Annotated in this window: 17 protein-coding genes; 6 read left to right on the top strand and 11 right to left on the bottom strand. The window is 69.3% G+C overall.

Going from position 1 to position 19,471, the window contains the following annotated elements; all coding sequences use genetic code 11:
• Positions 1 to 21: 21 nt before the first annotated feature.
• The 5 genes from G4D77_RS17210 to fmdA form a co-directional block, all read right to left on the bottom strand.
• Positions 22 to 1,152 (bottom strand): zinc-dependent alcohol dehydrogenase family protein, encoded by a 1,131-nt coding sequence (locus G4D77_RS17210; RefSeq protein WP_016450258.1) that lies wholly within the window; start codon positions 1,150 to 1,152, stop codon positions 22 to 24.
• Positions 1,149 to 2,390, bottom strand: a complete 1,242-nt coding sequence (locus tag G4D77_RS17205) for an ABC transporter substrate-binding protein (protein ID WP_047473189.1) — start codon at positions 2,388 to 2,390, stop codon at positions 1,149 to 1,151. The genes G4D77_RS17210 and G4D77_RS17205 overlap by 4 nt, the downstream gene beginning before the upstream one ends.
• 147 nt (positions 2,391 to 2,537) lie before the next feature.
• Positions 2,538 to 3,563, bottom strand: coding sequence for a tripartite tricarboxylate transporter substrate binding protein (locus G4D77_RS17200; RefSeq protein ID WP_016450260.1), 1,026 nt, complete (start codon positions 3,561 to 3,563; stop codon positions 2,538 to 2,540).
• Between the two features lie 146 nt (positions 3,564 to 3,709).
• Positions 3,710 to 4,057 carry a zinc ribbon domain-containing protein gene (locus tag G4D77_RS17195; RefSeq protein WP_154833066.1) on the bottom strand — a complete coding sequence of 116 codons (348 nt, stop codon included), beginning with the start codon at positions 4,055 to 4,057 and terminating at the stop codon, positions 3,710 to 3,712.
• Between the two features lie 17 nt (positions 4,058 to 4,074).
• A complete protein-coding gene (gene fmdA, locus G4D77_RS17190; protein ID WP_016452201.1) occupies positions 4,075 to 5,307 on the bottom strand; it encodes a formamidase in 1,233 nt (410 codons plus the stop codon).
• Between the two features lie 366 nt (positions 5,308 to 5,673).
• On the opposite strand from fmdA, the gene G4D77_RS17185 reads away from it, so the two are divergent.
• Genes G4D77_RS17185 through G4D77_RS17170 form a run of 4 tightly spaced genes read left to right on the top strand, consistent with a single transcriptional unit; the run spans position 5,674 to position 8,903 of the window.
• Complete coding sequence (locus tag G4D77_RS17185; RefSeq protein WP_026062701.1) at positions 5,674 to 6,078, top strand: Zn-ribbon domain-containing OB-fold protein; 405 nt, start codon at positions 5,674 to 5,676, stop codon at positions 6,076 to 6,078.
• Positions 6,075 to 7,286, top strand: a complete 1,212-nt coding sequence (locus G4D77_RS17180) for a thiolase family protein (RefSeq protein ID WP_013800069.1) — start codon at positions 6,075 to 6,077, stop codon at positions 7,284 to 7,286. The genes G4D77_RS17185 and G4D77_RS17180 overlap by 4 nt, the downstream gene beginning before the upstream one ends.
• Before the next feature lie 25 nt (positions 7,287 to 7,311).
• The gene (locus G4D77_RS17175) at positions 7,312 to 8,469 is read left to right on the top strand and encodes an acyl-CoA dehydrogenase family protein (protein ID WP_013800068.1); all 1,158 of its coding nucleotides are present in this window, start codon (positions 7,312 to 7,314) and stop codon (positions 8,467 to 8,469) included.
• 5 nt (positions 8,470 to 8,474) lie between these two features.
• Complete coding sequence (locus G4D77_RS17170) at positions 8,475 to 8,903, top strand: PaaI family thioesterase (protein ID WP_034365600.1); 429 nt, start codon at positions 8,475 to 8,477, stop codon at positions 8,901 to 8,903.
• Positions 8,904 to 8,939: 36 nt separating this feature from the next.
• Here the strand turns inward: G4D77_RS17170 and G4D77_RS17165 are convergent, their stop codons facing one another.
• Complete coding sequence (locus tag G4D77_RS17165; RefSeq protein ID WP_012202113.1) at positions 8,940 to 9,854, bottom strand: LysR family transcriptional regulator; 915 nt, start codon at positions 9,852 to 9,854, stop codon at positions 8,940 to 8,942.
• 160 nt (positions 9,855 to 10,014) lie between these two features.
• On the opposite strand from G4D77_RS17165, the gene G4D77_RS17160 reads away from it, so the two are divergent.
• Complete coding sequence (locus G4D77_RS17160; protein WP_154833064.1) at positions 10,015 to 11,316, top strand: CaiB/BaiF CoA transferase family protein; 1,302 nt, start codon at positions 10,015 to 10,017, stop codon at positions 11,314 to 11,316.
• Positions 11,317 to 11,988: 672 nt separating this feature from the next.
• Positions 11,989 to 13,641: a methyl-accepting chemotaxis protein gene (locus tag G4D77_RS17155; protein WP_034365601.1), complete on the top strand. Its 1,653-nt coding sequence runs from the start codon at positions 11,989 to 11,991 to the stop codon at positions 13,639 to 13,641.
• On the opposite strand, the gene G4D77_RS17150 is transcribed toward G4D77_RS17155, so the two are convergent.
• From G4D77_RS17150 to G4D77_RS17130, 5 genes are all read right to left on the bottom strand, one after another.
• Positions 13,642 to 14,640: a porin gene (locus G4D77_RS17150; RefSeq protein WP_026062702.1), complete on the bottom strand. Its 999-nt coding sequence runs from the start codon at positions 14,638 to 14,640 to the stop codon at positions 13,642 to 13,644.
• A 298-nt stretch (positions 14,641 to 14,938) separates the two neighbouring features.
• Positions 14,939 to 16,261 (bottom strand): Fe-S oxidoreductase, encoded by a 1,323-nt coding sequence (locus G4D77_RS17145; protein ID WP_154833062.1) that lies wholly within the window; start codon positions 16,259 to 16,261, stop codon positions 14,939 to 14,941.
• A gap of 22 nt (positions 16,262 to 16,283) precedes the next feature.
• On the bottom strand, positions 16,284 to 17,348 hold the full coding sequence (locus tag G4D77_RS17140; protein WP_154833060.1) for a homocysteine S-methyltransferase family protein: 1,065 nt from the start codon (positions 17,346 to 17,348) through the stop codon (positions 16,284 to 16,286).
• 247 nt (positions 17,349 to 17,595) lie between these two features.
• Complete coding sequence (locus G4D77_RS17135; protein ID WP_016447398.1) at positions 17,596 to 18,291, bottom strand: helix-turn-helix domain-containing protein; 696 nt, start codon at positions 18,289 to 18,291, stop codon at positions 17,596 to 17,598.
• 54 nt (positions 18,292 to 18,345) lie between these two features.
• Entirely contained in the window at positions 18,346 to 19,431 is a 1,086-nt protein-coding gene (locus G4D77_RS17130) for a YkvI family membrane protein (RefSeq protein ID WP_154833058.1), read from the bottom strand.
• Positions 19,432 to 19,471: the final 40 nt, after the last annotated feature.

Here is a 19,471-nt window from a genome sequence, read left to right as displayed (position 1 = left end):
GCTGATCAGCCTGACCTCCTATCAGGCCTCCATGCGGATGATCTGGCGTATGGCCTCGCCACGCGCCAGGCGGTCGAAGCCCTCGTTGATCTGGTCCAGCGTCAGGTGGCCGGTGACCAGGCGGTCCACGGGCAGCCTGCCGGCCGCATGCAGGGCCAGGTAGCGGTCGATGTCGCGGCGCGGCACGCAGCTGCCCATGTAGCAGCCCTTGAGCGTGCGCTCCTCGGCCACCAGGTGCCAGACCGGCAGGCTGATGGCCTGGGCGCTGGAGGGCAGGCCCGCCGTCACGGTCTGGCCGCCGCGCCGCGTGATGCGGTAGGCCATCTCCAGTGCCTTGGCCGAGCCCACCATCTCGAAGGCATGGTCCACGCCGCCGCCCGTCAGCGCCCGCACCTGTTTGACGGCATCCTCGTCGCCGGCGTTGACGGTGTCGGTGGCGCCGAAATCGCGCGCCATGGCCAGCTTGTCGGCATTGAGGTCCACGGCCACCACGCGGGCCGCACCCGCCGCCGCCGCGCCCATCACCGAGGACAGGCCCACGCCGCCCAGCCCCACCACGGCCACGCTCTGGCCGGGGCTCACCCTGGCGGTATTGGCCACCGCGCCCACGCCGGTCATCACGGCGCAGCCGAACAGCGCAGCCAGCTCCAGCGGCACCGACTTGTCGATGCGGTGCACGCCGCGGCGCGAGAGCACTGCATGCTCGGCAAAGGCCGAGACGCCGACGAAGTGCGAGATGGGCTGGCCATTGCGCGACAGCCGCCTGGCGCCCGACAGCAGGGTGCCCGCCACGCCGGCCTGGCCTGCGGGCTCGCACAGCACGGGCCGGCCTTCGGCGCAGGGCTGGCAGTTGCCGCAGCCGGGCACGAAGAGCATGACCACATGGTCGCCCACCTCCAGGTCGGTCACGCCTTCGCCGAGCGCCTGGATCACGCCTGCGGCCTCATGGCCGAGCACGATGGGCGTGTCGCGCGGACGGTCGCCGTTGATGATGGACAGGTCGGAGTGGCACACGCCTGCGGCGGCCACCTTGACCAGCACCTCGCCGGGGCCGGGCGGCGCCAGGTCCACCTCCCAGATCTCCAGCGGGCGGCTGTCGGCATAGGGCGCGGCTGCGCCCGTTCTCGTGAGTACGGCGGCGCGTGTCTTCATGATGTCTTCACCAGCTTGCAGCTGCTCCTGGACAGCGGGCGGAAGGCCTCGTCACCGGGGATGGTGGAGAGCACCTTGTAGTAGTCCCAGGGATATTTGGATTCCTCGGGCTTCTTGATCTGCACCAGGTACATGTCGTGCACCATGCGGCCGTCCTCGCGCACCTTGCCGTTCTGGGCGAAGAAGTCCTCGATGGGCATCTGCTTGAGCTGGCGCGCCACCGCGTTGCCGTCGTCGCCCCTGGTAGCCTGCACGGCCTTGAGGTAGTTGGTGACGGCCGAGTAGGCGCCCGCATGGATCATGGAGGGCATCTTCTTCATCTTCTCGAAGAAGCGCCGCGACCAGGCGCGCGTGGCCTCGGTGCGGTCCCAGTAAAAGCCCGTGGTCAGCACCATGCCCTGGCCGTAGCGCAGGCCCAGCGCATGCACGTCGTTGATGAACAGCAGGCTGGGCACCAGGGTCTGCCTGGGCGCGATGCCGAACTCGTGCGCGGCCTTGATGGCGTTGACCGTGTCGCTGGTGGCATTGGCCAGGTTGATCACCGAGGCCTTGGAGGCCTGGGCCTGCAGCAGGAAGGACGAGAAATCGCTGGCATTGAGCGGATGGAAGGTGGTGCCCACCAGCTTGCCGCCGCCGTCCTTCAGGAAGTCGGTCACGTTGGCCGTCATGGCCTTGCCGAAGGCATAGTCCACGCCCAGGATGAACCATTCCTTCTTGCCCTGGGCCAGGATGCCGCGCACCGCGCCATTGGCCAGCGCATAGCTGTCGTAGGTGTAGTGGATGGCCGTGGGCGCGCAGTGCTCGTTGGTGAGGATGTCGGAGGCGCCGCCGGTGTTGATCACCATCTTGCCGCGCTCGCGCGCCAGGTTGTTGACGGCGATGGCGACGGCCGTGTTGTTGATGTCCACGATCAGGTCCACGCCGTCGCGGTCGAACCAGGTGCGCGCATGGGTGGCGCCCACGTCGGCCTTGTTCTGGTGGTCGGCCCAGACCACCTCGATCTTCCTGCCCAGCACCTGGCCGCCGAAGTCGGCCACGGCCATCTTCGCGGCCTCGACGGAGCCGCGCCCCGCCGTGTCCGCGTACAGGCCCGACATGTCGCTGAGCACGCCGATGCGCACCACGTCGTCCGATATCTGCTGCGCCTGCGCCGCCGCCGTCCACAGCAGGCCGGCGCCCAGCGCGCAGCCGGCAGCGCGCGCCTTGGTCAAGCCGCCTCGCATCAAGCCTTTCCGCATATCCGTCTCCTTGTCTCGGGGTTGTTTTTCTGGATACCGGAGGCAAGCCTAAGCAGGCAGGCCCGGACCGCCTATGCGCGATTGCGAAAGACCGGGTTGCAGCGCTGCGAAGCCGGGTTTGTCCCGGGTACGGGCACGCCGCCGTGCTCAGTCCGCCTGGATGCCGGCCACCTTGACCACCTGGGCCCATTTGCGCAGCTCGCTGCTCAGGCGCTCGCGCATCTGCTGCTGGGTGCCGGGGTCGGCCTCGGCGCCGGCCGTCAGCAGGCGCTCGCGCACGGCGGCATCGCGCAGCGCGGTGTTGAAGTCGGCATTGATGCGCGCCAGCACGGCGGGCGGCGTGCGGGCCGGCGCGAACAGCGCGGCCCAGGAATAGGCCTCGTACTCGGGCAGGCCCGACTCGGCAATGGTGGGCACCTCGGGCAGCATGGCCGAGCGCTGGCGGCTGGCCACGCCCAGCACCTTGATGCGGCCCGACTTGATGTGCTGCAGCGCGCTGGGCGCATCGGCAAACATCAGCTGCACCTGGCCGCCCAGCAGGTCGTTCATGGCCGGCGCGCTGCCCTTGTAGGGAATGTGCTGCAGCTTGATGCCCGCATGCATGTTGAACAGCTCGCCGGCCAGGTGCGTGCCGCCGCCATTGCCCGAGGAGCCGAAGCTCAGCCCGTTGCCGGACTTGGCCAGCGCGATCAGCTCGCGCACGTTGCGGGCGGGCACCGAGGGATGGGCCACCAGGAAGACCGGGAACATGGCGGCAAAGCTCACGGGCGCGAAGTCGCGCTCTATGTCGTAGGTCATCTTCGGCTGCAGCGCCGGGTTGACCGCGTGATGGATGGAGCCCACGAACAGCGTGTAGCCGTCGGCAGGCTCCTTGGCTGCGAGGGCCGCGCCCACCATGCCGCCGGCGCCCGCGCGGTTGTCCACGATGCAGGGCTGCGGCCAGATCTCGCCCAGCTTCTGGGTGAAGGCGCGCGCCGTGGTGTCCACCGGGCCGCCGGGCGGAAAGGGCACGATGAAACGCACGGGCCGCGTGGGCCAGGCATCGGCCGCAAACGCCGGCCGGACTGCAGGCAAGAGGCTGCCGGCCGCCAGCGCGCCACCGGCGGACAGCAGGCGGCGGCGGCGCGAAGAGAAGGAGGAAGTGGCAGAAGGCAGGAAGGAAGACGGGGGCATGGCGAAACTCCGGGCAACGGGCGGCGGCTTGCCGCGCGGCCCATTCTGGGCAAGCCGCCCTGCGCCGTGTTTCGCGAATGTGGAAGGCGCGCTTCCAGGGCTCCCAAGCGGTGGAAACCCTGGGAAGCGGTCCACCCCGATGCAGCCTAGTGGCTGATCATCCAGGGCCGCCGCGAGGGCGCGGACTTCGCGCCGTTGGGCGCCGTCACCGTGGCGCTGCGCCGCCCCGATCCGCAGCAGCCGCAGCCTGCCGGGTGCCTGAGCCGCGCATAGTCATAGTCGCGCGAGCTGGCGGGCTCGTGGCGCGCGCGCTCGTTGGTGGCCATGGCGCGGCGCGTTCCGCCGGCCATCAGCGCCAGCCGGGGCGCGGCGGCCAGCACGCGCGCAGCCGCCGTGCCGCAGCCAGGGCAGGCCGCAGGCTCGTCGCGCAGGCGCAGCGGCCGCAGGGCCTCGAAGCCGCCGCATTGCGCGCAGTCGTAGTCGTAGGTGGGCATGGGCGGGCTCCTTGGCGTCAGCGCAGGTCGGGGGACAGGGGCATGTCCACGCTGCCGTCGAACTGGACGACGGGCCCCGCCGCGTTGGGGTTGATGTCGAAGTCGAAGATGCCCGTGGGCAGCCACAGCGTGGCGCAGGAGTTGGGCACGTCCACCACGCCGCTGATATGGCCCTGCACGGGCGCCGTGCCCAGGATGGAATACGCCTGGGCGCCGCTGTAGCCGAACTTCTTCAGGTATTCGATGGCGTTCAGGCAGGCCTGGCGGTAGGCCACGTTGACATCCAGGTAGTGCTGCCTGCCGCTCTCGTCCACCGAGATGCCCTCGAAGATCAGGTAGTCGTCATAGCGCGGCGTGACGGGGCTGGGCTTGAAGATGGGGTTCTTGATGCCGTACTTGGCCATGCCGCCCTTGATGAGTCCGACCTTCATGTGCACCCAGCCGGCCATCTCGATGGCGCCGCAGAAGGTGATCTCGCCGTCGCCCTGGCTGAAGTGCAGGTCGCCCACGCTCAGGCCGGCCCCGTCCACATAGACGGGGAAGAACACCTTGGCGCCGCGCGACAGATCCTTGATGTCGCAGTTGCCGCCATGCTCGCGTGGCGGCACGGTGCGTGCGCCTTCGGCGGCGGCCTTGTCGCGGGCCTCGCCGCGCATCTGGCCCATGTGGGCCGTGCCGGCCGACGGCGGGTTGGCCAGGCCGGGCACGCGTTCGGGGTCGGTGGCGATGAGGGCGCGCTCGCGCTCGTTCCACATCTCCAGCATGGGCCGGTCGGGCAGGCAGCCGATGAGGCCGGGATGGATGAGGCCGGGGAAGTTCACGCCTGGTATGTGGCGCGAGCTGGTGAACATGCCCTTGAAGTCCCAGATCGATTTCTGGGCCGAGGGGAAATGGTCGGTCAGGAAGCCGCCGCCATTGTTTTTGGAGAAAAAGCCGTTGAAGCCCCAGAGGCTGTCGGGCTTGGCGCCGATGTCCAGCAGGTCCACCACCAGCAGGTCGCCGGGCTGGGCGCCCTTCACGCCCACGGGGCCGGACAGGTAGTGCACCGTGGTCAGGTCGATGTCGCGCACATCGTCGGCACTGTCGTTGTTCTTGATGAAGCCGCCGGTCCAGTCGTAGGTCTCCAGGATGAAGTCGTCGCCGGGCTGGACCCAGCAGGCCATGGGAATGTCCGGGTGCCACCGGTTGTGGACCCTTTCGTTGTCGGTGGGCGGGCGGTTCAGGTCCACCTTGATCAGCGTATCCGTCATGTGCAAAAACCTCCTGGGTGGGTGGGGATCGACAGCGGAGAACGGGCCGGGGTGCGGCACGCCATTGCCGGCCTTCCTGTGGCGCCACGCCGTGCCAAAGCGGCGGCGCGCCCTCGGTGCGCCGGCAGGCGGCGCAGGGCGGGTATGAAGAAAAGGCCGGGAATGCATAAACACCATAGCAGCCGTGCCTGCCGGCCCGCCTAGGCAGCAACCCTGGGTTGACATCCGGACGCCGGCGCTGGTGAAGCCACCCTTCCAGATTGGCGAATTGAAGCGGCCCCGCGATGCGGGCATGCTGGCGGACAGCCGCTGCCCTGCATGCCGCCGGGCGCAGCGCCAAGAACACAAAGAATGGAAACACCGCCCATGCACCTGAGCGCACAGACCCACTACCAGGCCGAACTCGATGCCGGCCGTTTCTGCATACAGCAGTGCCCGCAATGCACGCGCCATGTCTTCACCCCGCGCGAGCTGTGCCCGCACTGCGGCGCCAGCCCGCTGCGCTGGGTGCGCGCCAGCGGCCAGGGCACGGTCTACTCCACCTCCACCGTCGCACGCAAGAGCGATGCCGGCGGCGACTACAACGTGGCCCTGATCGACCTGGACGAAGGCGTGCGCATGATGGGCCGCGTCGAAGGCATTGCGCCGGCCGACGTGCGCATAGGCCAGCGCGTGAGCGCTCATGTGGCGAGCAAGGACGGACGCGGCCTGGTGCTGTTCCAGCCCGCGCTGCAACCGGCTCCACAGGCTTCCCGTGGAGGTGCAGCATGAACACCCGCATCCCCCAATCCACCCTGGACGCCGCCGCCGTGAACCGCCCGCTGCGCGGGCGCGTGGCCATTGCCGGCGCCGCCACCTATGGCTGTGGCGAGGCCCCCGGCATGGACGACATGACCCTGCTGGTGCGCGCCGCCCATGCGGCCGTGGCCGATGCGGGCCTGACCATGCAGGACATCGACGGACTGGCCACCTGCAGCGTCAACGCCAGCATGTGGACCATGCCCGTGATCGAGCACCTGGGCATCAACCCCACCTACGTGGACGGCACGATGATCGGCGGCAGCAGCTTCATCGCCCACCTGCTGCCCGCCATCCGCGCGCTGGAGGCCGGCCAGTGCAAGGCCGTGCTGGTGTGCTACGGCAGCGCCCAGCGCTCGGCCACCTTCGGCCGCAAGGAAGGCCAGGCGGCGCGGCGTTTCCTGGACCCGCAGCCCTACGAGTTCCCCTACGAGCCCGTGCTGCCCGTGACCGCCTATGCGCTGGCGGCCGCGCGCCACATGCACGAGTTCGGCACCACGCGCGAGCAGCTGGCCGAGGTGGCCGTGGCCGCACGTGCCTGGGCCCAGCTCAACCCCGAAGCCTTCATGCGCGACCCGCTGACCATCGAGGACGTGCTCTCGGCCCGCCCCATCGCCAGCCCCTTGAGCGTGCGCGACTGCTGCCTGGTGACGGACGGCGCGGGCGCCATCGTGCTGGTACGCGGCGAGCGCGCCCGCGACCTGCCGCGCCCCCCCGTCTACGTGCTGGGCAATGCCACGGCCATCTGGAACCGCCAGATCTCCTGCATGCCCGACCTGACCACCACGGCCGCCGCGCAGTCGGGCGCCCAGGCCTTTGCCATGGCGGGGCTCACCGCTGCCGACATGGACATGGCCCAGGTCTACGACGCCTTCACCATCAACACCCTGCTGTTCCTGGAGGACCTGGGCTTTTGCGCCAAGGGCGAGGGCGGCGCCTTCGTGTCCAAGGGCGGTATCGCGCCCGGCGGGCGGCTGGCCGTCAACACCAACGGCGGCGGCCTGTCCTGCGTGCACCCGGGCATGTACGGCATCTTTGCGCTGATCGAGGCCGTGCGCCAGCTGCGCGGCGAGGCCGGCCAGCGCCAGCTGGGACGCCACCGCACGGCCGTGGTCCATGGCAATGGCGGCACCCTTTCCAGCCAGTCCACGGCTGTGCTGGGTACGGCCGAAGCGCTTTGATTCCGTAGAGAGAAAGAACACCGCAATGATCCGCGACCAAGAAACCCTCGAAGCCCTGCTGGACAGCGTGCGCCGCTTTGTGCGCGAGCGCCTGGTGCCCGCCGAGAACGAAGTGGCCGAGACCGACGAGATTCCCGAGTCCATCGTGCAGGAGATGCGCAACCTGGGCCTGTTCGGCATGACCATCCCCGAGCAGTTCGGCGGGCTGGAGCTGACCATGGAGGAAGAGGTGCGCGTGCTCTTCGAGCTGTGCCAGACCGCGCCGGCCTTCCGCTCGGTGATCGGCACGACCGTGGGCATAGGCTCGCAGGGCATCCTCATCGACGGCACGCCCGAGCAGCAGGCGGCCTGGCTGCCCAAGCTGGCAACGGGCGAGATCATGGCCTCGTTCGCGCTGACCGAGCCCGAGGCGGGCTCGGACGCGGCCTCGCTGCGCACCACCGCCATCAGGGATGGGGACCACTACGTGGTCAACGGCAACAAGCGCTTCATCACCAATGCGCCGCATGCGGGCATGTTCACGCTGATGGCGCGCACCGACCCGGCCAACAAGGGCGCGGGCGGCGTCTCGGCCTTCATCGTGGATGCGAAGTCGCCGGGCATCAGCTTCGGCAAGAACGACGTGAAGATGGGCCAGAAGGGCGCGCACACCTGCGACGTGTTCTTCGACAACGTGCGCGTGCCGGCGGCCAACCTCATCGGCCTGAAGGAAGGCCAGGGCTTCAAGACCGCCATGAAGGTGCTGGACAAGGGCCGCATCCACATCGCGGCCGTGAGCGTGGGCGTGGCGCAGCGCATCCTGCGCGACGCGCTGAACTATGCGCTGGAGCGCAAGCAGTTCGGCCAGCCCATCTGCGAGTTCCAGCTGGTGCAGGCCATGCTGGCCGACAGCCAGGCCGAGCTGTATGCGGCCGAGTGCATGGTGATCGACGCAGCGCGCCGCCGCGACGAGGGCCGCAACGTTTCCACCGAGGCCTCGTGCTGCAAGATGTTCGCCACCGAAATGGTGGGCCGCGTGGCCGACCGCGCCGTGCAGATCCTGGGCGGCTCGGGCTACCTGGCCGAGTTCGGCATCGAGCGCTTCTACCGCGACGTGCGGCTGTTCCGCCTGTACGAAGGCACGACCCAGATCCAGCAGGTCATCATCGCGCGCAACATGGTGCGCGAGGCGCGCGCCGCATGAGCCGCATGAGTGCACCGCCCCCCGACCGCAATGCCTTCATGCGGCTGATCGGCGCCTCGCAGGTGCCCGCGCCGCCCGGCAAGGTCCATGTGCGCCTGCCCCACATGCGCGAGGAGCTGCTCAACCAGCTGCCCGCCGCGCACGGCGGCGTGCTCATGACGCTGCTGGACTCCGTGATGTCGCGCGCCGCCGGCGAGCTGCCCGGTGCGCCATCGCAGACCGCCGTGACGGTGGAGATGAGCAGCCGCTTCCACCGCCCGGGCAAGGGCGCGCTGCTGGCCGAAGGCTGGGTGGTGCACGCCAGCCGCAGCCTGTGCAGCTGCGCGGCGCAGTTGCTCGATGAAGACGGAAAGCTGGTGGCCACGGCCACCGGCACCTTCAAATACTGGCTGGCACCGACCACGCTGGACCGGGACACGGCCCAGGCCGACTGAACGGGCGGCGGTCGGCGGGCTGCCGTTGGCCGGCGGCTATTCCAGCGTGAGCCGGCCCTGTGCGTCGGCCACCAGCAGCTCCACCAGCTCCTGGGCGAAGGACGGCAGGGCCTCCAGGCTGCGCACGCAGATCTGCATCTCGCGCACCGACCAGGCATCGGACAGCGGCACGATGGCGATGTCCATGGAATGCGCATGGCGGCTGGCGGCCGATTCGGGCAGCACGCCCACGCCCACGCCGGACTCGATCATGCGGCAGGCCGTCTCGAAGTTGCCCACCTGGATGCGCTGCTTGATGGGCCGGTGCAGCTGGTCGCTGGCCTGGCGCAGGAAGGCGTGGATGGCGCTGGATTCGTGCAGGCCCACATGGTCCAGGTCCAGCGTGTCGGCAAAGGCCATCTGCATCTCGCCATCGAGCGCATGGCCGCGCGGCACCACCAGCACCAGGCGGTCGCGGCGGTAGGGCAGGGTCTCCAGGTTCTCGGTGCGCACCAGGCCGGCGACGATGCCGATGTCGGTCTGCCCCTCGGTCACGGCGCGCACGATGTCGTGCGACAGGCGCTCGCGCAGGTCGATGTTCACGTCGGGATTGCGGCGCAGGTAGTGGCGCAGCACGGGCGGCAGGAACTCGCCCAGCGAGGTGGTGTTGGCAAACACCCGCACATGGCCCTTGATGCCGCGCACGTACTCCTGCATGTCGCCGCGCAGATGCTCGATCTGGCCCAGCACCATGCGCGCATGGGTGACGAAGGCCTGGCCCGGCGGCGTCAGCGTCACGCCCTGGCTGGTGCGGTACAGCAGCTTGGTGCCGATGCTCTCTTCCAGGTTCTTGATGCGCGTGCTGGCCGCCGGGAGGGAAATGAAGGAAAGTTCCGCGCCACGCGTCATGCTGTTGGCGTCGGCGATGTGCACCATGAGGCGCAGATCCACAAGATCGAAATGCATGGCCATCCGGCATTGTAGAAAGCCGCAGCGGCCCCGGCTGAGCCCTGCGCGTCAGTACAAACCGCAGTGCCGGCCGGGCGCGAACGCGCGCTTTCACAAATGCGAAGCCACGGCGGGCCGCCGCGCCGTAGCATGGCCCATCTGCCCGGGATAGCCGCCTCAGCCCATGAACCACACAGCAACCCCCTCCCCCAGCCCCATCCACAACACGGCCACCCAGACCGCAGGAGCGCTGGGCCATCTGCGCGTGCTCGACCTCTCGCGCGTGCTGGCCGGCCCCTGGTGCACCCAGAACCTGGCCGACATGGGGGCCGACGTGATCAAGATCGAAAAGCCCGGCGAGGGCGACGACACGCGCCACTGGGGCCCGCCCTTCTTCCCCGATGCGCAAGGCAATCCCTCGGACAACGCCGTGTACTTCGCGGCCTGCAACCGCAACAAGCGATCGGTCACCGTGGACATGGCCACGGCCGAGGGCCAGCGGCTGATCCGCGAGCTGGCCATGCAAAGCGATGTGGTGGTGGAGAACTTCAAGACCGGGGGCCTCAAGCGCTACGGCCTGGACTACGCCTCGCTGAGCGCGCTGAACCCGCGCCTCATCTATTGCTCGGTCACGGGCTTCGGCCAGACTGGGCCCTATGCGCCGCGCGCCGGCTACGACCTGCTGGTGCAGGCCATGAGCGGCCTCATGAGCATCACGGGCCGCGCCGACAGCGAGCCCGGCGGCGGCCCGCTGCGCGTGGGCGTGGCCGTGATCGACCTGTTCACGGGCATGTATGCCACCACGGCCATCCTGGGCGCACTGGAGGCCCGCCACCGCACGGGACGCGGCCAGCACATCGACATGGCCCTGCTGGACGTGGCCATGGCCGTGCTGGCCAACCAGGGCGCGGGCTTCCTGAACACCGGCCATGTGCCGGGCCGCCAGGGCAACACCCACCCCAGCGTCGTGCCCTACCAGGACTTCCCCACGGCCGACGGCCGCATGCTGCTGGCCATTGGCAACGACGGCCAGTTCGCGCGCTTTTGCGAGGCGGCTGGCACGGACTGGGCGAGCGACGAGCGCTTTGCCACCAATGCCGGCCGCGTCACCCACCGCGACGCGCTGATCCCGCTGATGTCCGATCTCACGCGCGGCCGGCCCACGGCCGAATGGATCGCGCTGCTGGAGGACAAGGCCGTGCCCTGCGGCCCCATCAACCACATCGGCCAGGCCTTCGACGATGCGCAGGTGCGTGCACGCGGCCTGCGCGTGGAGCAGGAACGCTACCCGGGCGCTACGCCGCCTGCCGGCGAGACCATCAACCGCGTAGTGACCACGGCCAGCCCGCTGCGCCTGTCGGACACGCCCACCACGCTGCGCCATGCGCCGCCGGCCCTGGGCCAGCACACGGACGAAGTGCTGCGCCAGCGCCTGGGCCTGGATGCACAGCAGCTGCAGGCCTTGCGCGACCAGGGCGTGGTCTGAACGACCGGCATCGGCAGGCACCTGGCACACGCTGTCGCGCGGCTGTCCTGACGTCCTGAAGGCTGGGGGCCGGCCCGTCGCACTGGCGCACATGACGGCACACATGACGGCACAAATGACGGAGCGAAAGCCGGTGCGAAGACGGTGCGGACGGCCGTGTCGCGCGCCCGCAAACCGCTTTTAGGACACGTCCTATCGAAAATCAGATAGGAAGCATTCTCATCATCTGACGGTGCGGAAATAATCCCCACCACAGATGCACATAGCCAATTCTTTCCTGTCCGAAATCCCTAGGACACCCATCCGCAGCACCTGGGCGCAGAAGGCTGCAGCCGCCGCCAAGCACCGGGCCGCAGCTGGCGTCCGGGCGCCAAAAGGTGTAGGCGGACGGCTCGGCATCTTCCGCATCCACCGCCCCTGCCCTGCATCAGGCCCGCGCATGGCCAGCCGCAGTCCTGCCGCCCTGGAAAGGCCTGCGCCATGAGACCCCGCATCAAGGGCCGCATCTGCCGGACCTCGGGCTGGTTCCCCCCCTGAGCGCACGCGCCGGCCCTCGTCATTGCCTTCGTTGATCCCTTTCCACCTTGCTCTGCACCGCAGGCCAGGTGTGCCCTGCTGCACGCCTTTTTTTGCTCCCTTGCCGTTCAAGGGATACGACTTCAGAACTTCGCCATGCAAGCCTTTCGCAACCTCAAGATCTCCTCCAAGCTGCTGCTGGCCTTCCTGGCCGTGCTGGCGCTGACCACCTTCGTGGGCCTGTATGCCGTGATGCGGCTCAGCCAGATCAACCAGGCGTCCGTCGACATCGCCACACGCTGGATGCCCTCGTCGCGCATGCTGCTCACCATCCGCGCCACCACGGCGCGCTACCGCGCCAACGAGCTTCAGTACCTGATCTCCACCAGCGACCAGGATATCAAGGCCTTCGACGCCATCATGAGCGACCTGTGGAGCAAGATCCAGACGAACTACGACAACTACGCCAGCTTCATCCAAACCGAGCAGGAAAGGGCGTCCTACGACGAGCTGGGCCGGCTGCGCAGCGCATATGCCAGGGAGCACGCCATGATCATGACCCTGGCACGCAACGGCCGAAAGGACGAAGCCTTGGTGCTGGCGCAGGGTGAATCGCTGGAGCTGAGCCGGCGCCTGTACGACCAGATCGACCGCATGGTGCAGATCGACCACGATGCCGGCCAGGAGGCCAACAGGCACGCCAATGATCTGTACCGCAGCGCGCGCGCCTGGGTGGTGGGGCTGCTGGCCGCCAGCATCGCGCTGGGACTGGCGCTGGCGCTGGCGCTGGCGCGCATCGTGGCGCGGCCGCTGATCGAGGCCGTGGGCGTGGCCCAGGCCGTGGCCGAAGGCGACCTGACGCGCCGCATCCAGGCCACTACCACCGACGAAACAGGCCAGCTGCTGCACGCGCTGCACCGCATGGACCAGAGCCTCATCCACATCGTCAGGCAGGTGCGCAACGGCACGGACTCGATCGCCACGGCCTCCAGCCAGATCGCCTCGGGCAACAACGACCTGTCGCTGCGTACCGAGCACCAGGCCAGCTCTTTGCAGGAGACGGCCGCCTCCATGGAGCAGCTCACCGTCACCGTGCGCCAGAACACCGACAACGCGCGCCAGGCCAACCAGCTGGCAGCCTCGGCCTCGACCGTCGCCCAGCAAGGCGGCGAGGTGGTGTCCCAGGTGGTGGACACCATGGACGCCATCCATGCCTCCTCGCGCAAGATCGCCGACATCATCGGCGTGATCGACGCCATCGCCTTCCAGACCAACATCCTCGCGCTCAACGCCGCCGTCGAGGCGGCGCGCGCGGGCGAGCAGGGCCGGGGCTTTGCCGTGGTGGCGGCCGAGGTGCGCGCACTGGCGCGGCGCTGCGCCGATGCAGCCAAGGAGATCAAGCTCCTCATCGAGGACTCCAACGGCAAGGTCAGCACGGGCTCTGCCCTGGTCGCCCAGGCCGGCCAGACCATGCAGAACATCGTCAGCAGCGTGCGCAACGTGACCGACATCATGGGAGAGATCACCGCTGCCAGCGTGGAGCAGACGGCGGGCCTGGAGCAGATCAACCAGGCCATCTCCCAGATGGACCAGGTCACCCAGCAGAACGCGGCCCTGGTCGAGCAAGCCGCCGCCGCAGCACAGTCCCTGCAGGAACAGGCCTACGGCCTGCAGCAGGCCGTGAGCGTCTTCAAGCTGGAGCGCGGCATGGAACTCACCGCCCTGCCCGCCACCCCTCAGCCCATGCCGGCTCCAGACCTGGCCAGGATCACCAGCGCAGCCCAGTCAGGCCGCTGGGAAGCGCATTGATCAGAACGAATGGGCCATGCCCACGCCGAAGGCCGTGCGCGAGCTCTGGTTCTCGTAGCGCTGATGACCCAGGCTGGTGTAGAGCATGGTGCGCTTGGACAGCGCGTACTCGGCGCCCAGCGACAGCATGTTGTTGGTGTCTCGGTCCAGGCGCTGGCGCGCATAGCTGGCCTTGAGCGTGGTCGCGCCCATGCCGTAGGTGGCGCCCAGCGACACCATGCGCGACTTGTCGGGCCCCGTGCCGGGCGTGCCCGACTTGCTGCGGTCATAGGCCAGCATCACCGCTGCCGTGCCGATGCGGTACTTGCCGCCCATGTACAGGTCGGTGTCGCCGCTGCCGTTGCGCTCGTGCGCCACCATGGCCGCCACCGCGCCCTGGTCGTAGTTGACCGATACCGAGCGCGCACGGCCCTGGCGGCCGGGCGCCTGGGTGCGTTCGGGCGAGGCGCTCAGGTGCAGGGAAAAGCCGCCGAACTTGGGCGAGTCGTAGAACACGCCGTTGGACATGCGGCCGTATTCGGGCGAGCCGTTGTTGCTGGCGCGGTCGGTGGGCGTCAGGTAGTGGGCCATGTGCCAGGCCGGCGAGGCGATGCGGTTGAAGTTGCCCCAGGGATCGAACTGCCACTCCTGGCTCCACATGGCGCTGAGCGCACGGCCCAGTCGCAGGTGGCCCCAGTTGCCCTGCAGGCCCACGGTGGACTCGTCATGCCAGAAGGGCTTCTTCGGATAGTCCTCGGTCAGGCCCGTGTCCAGGTCGAAGCGCGTGCTCAGGCGGAAGGTGGCCTTCAGGCCGCCGCCCAGGTCCTCGAAGCCGGCAATGGCCAGGTTGCTGCGCTGAATCGTTCCCAGCTTGCTGGTCTTGTCGAAATCCCGGAACACACCCGCGTCCAGATAGCCACTGATGGTGACGTTGGAGCCGGCGCCAGATGACTGGGCGGCCACCGGCAGGGCGGCAGCGATGGCGAGAGAGGCAAGGGTCAAGCGGGAGGTACAACGCATCCTGAACGGGTTCCTGAAATGAAAGATGGCACAACACCGGCGCGGCCCGGGGGCATGCGCGAACGGCGACGGGGGCTGCCACAACGGGGGTGGCTGGAAAGGTGCGCGGCGGGCTGGTGGCCAGCCGCGACTTGGAGGCAGCCAGGATGCAGATCGCAGCATGATCGCTGCACATTCGTCAAACATCCCGGCCAAAGACGTCAACCGCGCAGGTGGCGGGCAACAGGCGGCATTATGAAAGCAGGGGCCGGCGATGACCACGCCACCGTCAGGCCCGGTCAGTTTCGCAAGGCCGGTCTCAGCGGCTGCGCTCGGTGCGCGACACGTCCCAGAGCCGGTTCATCTCGCTGCAAAAGGGCTGGGCACAGGGCGCGCGGCCCTCGTACTGGCAGCCTTCGGTGGTACAGAAATGCGACTGGTGCTCGAAGGCCCGGCGCTCGCGCGGCAGGGCGCCCGAAGCCTGGGCCGCCGCCATGTGCAGCCAGGGATCGTTGCGCTGCTGCAGCATCTGCTGCACCTCCTGCGCGAACGCGGGCGACAGCGACGCCACCGAGGCCAGCCCGGCCGGCGATGCCATGGCGCCACCGGGCTGGCGCAGCGGCTGCAGCTCCAGCAGCAGCAGGGCGCTGGTGCGCAGCGCATCGGCGCCACGCGGCTGCACCACCACGGCCACCGGCCCCGAGGCCAGGGACTGCAGCGATGCATCCAGCGGCAGGCGCAGGCCCGGCTCCGTGGCCTGCGCGCCCGCCAAGGGCAGCGCAGCGCCCGCAGGCAGGGCCGCCGCCGTGAAAGGGGCCGCACCCGGCGCGCAAGCCGATGCGGCCGCCAGCGCCATGGCCGCGCCCTGCGCCTGGGCCCAGGCCTGGGGCACCTGCAGGCTCAGCGTGAAGCCGCGCTCGCCCTGCGGCGTCAGCAGCGTGCCCTGCTGCACCCACCAGCTTTGCAGGGCGGGCAGGGTCTGTGTGGCCCCCCCGGCAGCGCCGCCTGCAATGCCCCCTGCTGGGCGCGCCCCGGCCTGCCGCGCCAGCCCGGATCCGGCCAGCAGCGCATCCATCACCTTGCCTTTGGCAGCCGCCACGGCCAGCGTCACTGCGGCAGCGGTGGGCGGCATGGAGGCCGCAGGCGTTGTCGATGCGGACGGGATGGGCGGTCCGGCCTGGGCCGATGGAGCGCTCCGGGGATCCTGCCCGCCAGGCGCCGTCGTGCCTGCCGCCAGCGCCTGGAGCAATGCCGCCGAGCCCGGCTGGGCCGCCAGCAATTGCAGGGCCTGGCCCTGCTGGGTGCCCACCTGGGCCAGCAGGGCCTGCAGCAGCCGGCCCAGCGCCTCGGACACGCCGCTGGCCGGCCACTGCGGTGCAGGCGCGCCGGGGCTGGCCTGCACCTGGCGCGCCAGCTGGGCCACCAATTGCTCGAAGGCCTGCAGGCGCAGGCTTTGCAGCATCTCGGGCGACCAGCGCACGGCCGTGGCCGCTGGCGGCGTGACGGGAACGGAGGGTGAGGCGGATGACGCGGGTGAAGCCGGCGCCACCGGCGCACCAGCGGCCGGGCCGGGCACAGGCGCCGCCACGGGCTGCGGCAGCCCTGCGGCTGGAGACGGAACGGGCGGCAGCGGCGAACTCATGTCAGAGGCTCCGCCCGCGCGATCAGGCCGATTCCGGGTAGAACAGGCGGCGCGTGGGCGTGCTGCCCACGGCCTTGGCGATGGCGCCGATGTGGTCCGGCGTGGTGCCGCAGCAGCCGCCCACGATGTTGACCAGGCCTTCGGCCGCGAACTCATGCACCAGGCGGCTGGTGACTTCGGGCGTTTCGTCAAAGCCCGTGTCGCTCATGGGATTGGGCAGGCCGGCGTTGGGGTAGCAGCTGATGAAGGTCTCGGGCGCGGCCTTGTTCAGTTCCTGGACGTAGGGGCGCATCAGCGCCGCGCCCAGCGCGCAGTTCAGGCCGATGGACAGCGGGTTGGCATGGCGCACGCTGTGCCAGAAGGCCGTCACCGTCTGCCCGGACAGGATGCGGCCCGAGGCATCGGTCACCGTGCCGCTGATCATGATGGGCAGGCATTCGCCGCTTTGCTCGAAGGCCTCGTCCACCGCGAACAGCGCGGCCTTGGCGTTGAGCGTGTCGAAGATGGTCTCGACCAGGATGACGTCGGCGCCGCCCTCGATCAGCGCCAGCGTCTGCTCCAGGTAGGCCTGGCGCAGCTGCTCGAAATTCACGTTGCGCGCGCCCGGATCGTTCACGTCGGGGCTGATGCTGGCCGTCTTGGGCGTGGGACCCAGGGCGCCGGCCACGTAGCGCGGATGGCCGGGCGTGCTGTACTTGTCGCAGGCCGCGCGGGCCAGCCGGGCGCTCTCGAGATTCATCTCGCGCGCCAGATCGGCCATGTGGTAGTCGTCCTGCGCAATCGTGGTCGCGCCGAAGGTGTTGGTCTCGATCAGGTCGGCGCCGGCGGCCAGGTACTTCTCATGGATGTCGCGGATCACGTCGGGGCGGGTGAGCGACAGCAGCTCGTTGTTGCCCTTGACGTCATGCGGGAAGTCCTTGAAGCGGTCGCCCACCCTGCCCGGGCCCGTGTAGCCCTGGCCCCGGTACTGGGCCTCCCCCAGCTTGAAGCGCTGGATCATGGTGCCCATGGCGCCGTCAAGAATGACGAGGCGCTTGGCAAGGATGGCGGGAAGCTCTTTGGCGCGGGTGTACTGGGGCAGGCTCATGGGCAGCGATTGTAGGAATTCCGGGGCGGCCGTGCCGGGCACGAGGATTCCCCCAGAAAAACGGCCTGCGCCCCAAACAAGAGGCGCGACCTATGAAACTAGCGCACCCCCACGCCAGAGACACCGAGGAAGGGCCTATGCCGGCCGCGCCGCCCCGCACCGAGGGTGTCGCCCCCTCCCGCGTAGCGAGAGAGGGCGCCGTGCACACGGGGGAAGCGGCGCAGCCGCTCAGGGGGTGCTAACCATTTCAGCTGCAGACAGAGACGACTTGCGCCGGCTGGCGGCTCAGGCTCACATACACATGGCCCACGCCGCTGTCGAAATACGCGGCCTCATGGCGGCCCAGTTCCACCGATTCGCCGTTCTCGAACAGGATGCGCACCCGGCCCGAGAGCACCATCACGAACTCCTGGCCCGCATGGCGGATGGTCTCCGAGAATTCGCCTGCCTCGCGCGCATTGATCACGGCCACCAGGGGCTGCATCTTCTTGCCCGGGAAGGCGCCGCACAGCACGCTGTAGAGGTACTGGTCGGTCTCGTAGCGCTGCACGTCCTCGAAACGGTCCTTGACCACGGTGGGCGTGTCGCCGGCCGCCTGCTGGGCGTCCCCGACCATGAACAGCCGTGTCATGTCGATGTCCAGCGCATTGCCCAGCATGAGCACCTTCTCGTAGCTCAGCGCGATCTGGCCGCGCTCGGCCTTGGAGATGGTGGACACGGCCAGGCCGCTGCTTTCGGCCACCTGCTGCAGCGTCAGGCCGCGCTCCTTGCGGGCCTTGCGCAGCTTGGCCCCCACTTCGTGCTTGCCTGCGGGCAGGGCGGCGGCCGTGCGAGCGCCCGGCAGCACGGCGGCAAGGACCTGGTCTGCCGTGGGAAGCGGACTGGAACGAGGGCTGGGGCCGGGACCAGGGGCGGGACTGGTGCGAGGACGGGGGCTGGGCATGAAGCGGGCGATCGGGGCTGGCGACCGCCCGATTCTAGGGTCAGGCCCGCCCCCTCAGGTGCCGCGCAGATCGGCCTGGGGCGCCGGCCTGCGGCCCATGCGCAGCCAGCCTGCCAGCGCGCAGGCCATGAGCGCGAAGCCGATGTAGCCATAGACCGGGTACACCATGCCCACCAGCGTGATGAAACCCGCGAAGCTGCCGCCCAGTGCCACCACGCCCGCCACGCCCGTGCCCCAGCGAAAACGCGGCGTGCCGGCCGGCAGGATGCGGGCCACGAAGGCATAGAGCATGCCCACGGCGGTGTTGAGGATCATGCCGAAGATGACCAGCGACATCAGGTGCCCCAGCCAGGGCGAGATCTGCGTGGCCAGCGCCAGCATGGGCATGGACAGGCCGCCCAGCGTGTCCATGCGCCAGACCATGGCGGCCGCGATCAGCAGCATCAGCAGGCCCAGCAGCAGCCCGCCGGCCACGCCGCCCCACAGCGCCACGCGGCGCGAGCTGGCCTGGCCGCCCATGATCACCAGGAAGGGCATGCCCGCCACCACGTTGTAGGAGACATAGAGCAGCGCCGCCACCAGCCAGTGCCCCGCACCCCGGGGCTGGGTGGCGGTGGCGGCCTCCAGCGCGGCCGGCTCGCCCTGGGGCGTCACCAGCACGTAGCCTGCGACTACCACGGTCATGAACACCAGCAGCGGCGTGACCGCGCCGATGAAGGCGATCACCCGGCCCACGTCCAGGCAGACGATGAGCACCGTGGCCACGGTGGCCAGCACGCTGCCCCAGACCTCGGGCAGGCCCAGCCACTGGTGCAGCAGCGAGCCTGCGCCCGCCAGCATGACCACCGTGATGGCGAAGAGGAAGAAGGTGATCAGCACATCGAACACCATGCCCACATGCCGGCCCAGCAGGGCCTGCACCACCTCCTTGTGCGAGCCGGCCTGCAGGCGCTGGCCCATGGTGGAGAACGCCATGGACAGGAAGACGAAGGCCAGGGCCGCCACCAGGCAGCCCGCCAGGCCGATGGCGCCAAAGCCCGCGAAGAACTGCAGTATCTCCTGCCCCGAGGCGAAGCCCGCCCCGACGATGACGCCGACGAAGGCGCCGGCAATCCTGCTCACTTCCTTGAATGCACCCATGCCTGTCTCCTTGGATTGTTGTGTGTTGCGGGGGCTGAAA

It is taken from the genome of Delftia sp. WY8 (genome assembly GCF_018437695.1).
GTDB classification, from domain to species: domain Bacteria; phylum Pseudomonadota; class Gammaproteobacteria; order Burkholderiales; family Burkholderiaceae_C; genus Comamonas; species Comamonas tsuruhatensis.
Note: the sequence above shows the minus strand (reverse complement) of the source record. Positions and strands in the feature narration are given on the sequence as shown.